Here is a 2,318-nt window from a genome sequence, read left to right as displayed (position 1 = left end):
GTACGCCCGATTGGTCCGAGGTCTTCGCGGGCAGCGATGCCCGCCGGGTCGCGCTGCCGACCTACGCCTTCCAGACCAAGCACTACTGGCTGGACAGCGCGGTCGCTGACCCCGAGGCCGGGGGCGCCACGTCGACGGCAGTCGCGGCAGTCGGCACGTACGACAGCAGTGGCGCCAGCGGTGCAGACGACGTGTCGCCGGACGTCTCGCACGCGGTGCGGGCCCACACGGCAGCCGTGCTGGGGCACGGCACTGCGGAGGAGGTCGACGTACGGCGCTCGTTCAAGGACCTGGGCTTCGACTCGATCATGCTCGGTGATCTGCGCAGTCGGCTGAACACCGTGCTGGGCCAGCGGCTGACCACGGCCGCCCTCTTCTCGCACCCCACCCCGGCCCGGCTGGCAGGACACCTGGAGTCCGTACGCGACAGTGCCGGAGACCGGCGTCCTGCCGCCGTCACGGTGCGCGAGCCTGACCGCGACCGTGCGGTGGACGGCGCGGAAGACCCCATCGCCATCGTGGCAATGAGCTGCCGCTTTCCCGGCGGGGTGAGTTCTCCCGAGGACCTGTGGCGGCTCGTTTCCGCGGGCCAGGACGCGATCTCGGACTACCCCGACGACCGCGGCTGGGACCTGGAACGGCTGCTGAGCCCGGACGGCCGGGGCCGCGTCTCCACCGGAGTCGGCGGCTTCGTCGACGGCGCCACAGACTTCGACCCGCGCTTCTTCGGGATATCCCCGCGCGAAGCGCTGGCCATGGACCCGCAGCAGCGGCTGCTGCTGGAAACCTCGTGGGAGCTGCTGGAGCGCGCCGGCATCGATCCGGAACTGCTGCGCGGCAGCAGGACCGGCGTGTTCGTCGGCACGATGGACCAGGAGTACGGCCCCCGGCTGCACGAGGCCCCGGAGACGCTCGATGGTCTGATGCTCACCGGCAAGACGACCAGCGTCGCCTCGGGCCGCATCGCATACGTGCTCGGACTGACCGGGCCCGCGCTCACCGTCGACACCGCCTGCTCGTCCTCACTGGTGGCGCTCCACCTGGCCGTGGCGTCCCTGCGGCGCGGCGAGTGCTCGCTGGCCCTCGCAGGCGGCGCCACCGTGCTGTCGACACCGGGCATCTTCACCGAAATGACCAGCCAGCAGGGGCTGGCGCTCGACGGCCGCTGCAAGGCCTTCGCCGGCGCCGCCGACGGGACCGGCTTCTCGGAAGGTGCCGGGATGCTGCTGGTCGAGCGGCTCTCCGACGCACGCCGCAACGGCCACCGGGTGCTCGCGGTCGTACGCGGCTCCGCGATCAACCAGGACGGCGCGTCCAATGGCCTCACCGCGCCCAACGGGCTCTCCCAGCAGCAGGTCGTCAGGGACGCCTGGGCCAGCGCCGGGCTCGGCTCCGCCGACGTGGACATGCTGGAGGCCCACGGCACCGGAACCGCACTGGGCGACCCCATCGAGGCGGAAGCGCTGCTGGCGACGTACGGCCAGGACAGGCCCGAAGACCGGCCGCTGCTGCTCGGCTCGCTCAAGTCCAACATCGGCCACACGCAGGCCGCAGCGGGTGTCGCGGGCGTCATCAAGTCGGTACTGGCCATCCGGCACGGCCTCGTGCCGGCCACGCTCCACGTCGACGGACCGACGCCCGAGGTGGACTGGTCCACCGGAGCGGTGCGCCTGGTTACGGAGAGCACCCCATGGCCCGAGGCCAGCCCGGTCCGGCGGGCCGGTGTCTCCTCGTTCGGCATCAGCGGGACCAACGCCCACGTCATCGTCGAGCAGGCACCCGTCGACGCTGCGGCCCCCGCGGCGGCACCCGTGCCCGGGGCGCGGCTGCGCGAGGACGGCCCGCTGCCCTGGATCGTCTCGGGCCGCACAGCGGCAGGACTGCGCGCACAGGCCGCACGGCTGCGGCGGCTCGCCGCCGACAGCGGGGCGACGGACGAGGAGCTGGGACGCGCCCTGGCCACCACCAGGTCCGCGCTGGAACACCGCGCCGTCGTGGTGGCGGAGGACCGCGAGACGTTGCTGGCCGGACTCGACGCACTGGAGACGGGCGGATCCGCTGCCCATGTGTTCAGCGGCCAGGTGTCCGGCGAGCCGGGCGGCGTGGTGTTCGTCTTCCCGGGTCAGGGGGCGCAGTGGGCGGGTATGGCGGTGGAGTTGCTGGATTCTTCGCCGGTGTTCGCGGAGCGGTTCGGTGAGTGTGCGGCCGCGTTGACGGCGTATGTCGACTGGGTGCCGGAGGACGTGCTGCGGGAGCGGGAGGGTGCGCCGTCTCTTGATCGGGTGGATGTGGTCCAGCCGATGCTGTGGGCGGTCATG

Annotated in this window: 1 protein-coding gene; it reads left to right on the top strand. The window is 72.4% G+C overall.

Translation table 11 applies throughout. The features are described from left to right. Positions 1-2,318 (top strand): type I polyketide synthase (locus tag ACZ7IB_RS48980; protein ID WP_470921846.1); only part of this gene is annotated, 2,318 nt, incomplete at both ends.

The sequence above is a fragment of the Streptomyces sp. NPDC037301 genome (assembly GCF_055602785.1).
The sequence above is the reverse complement of the archived record's forward strand: the minus strand, read 5'-3'. Positions and strand labels throughout refer to the sequence as shown.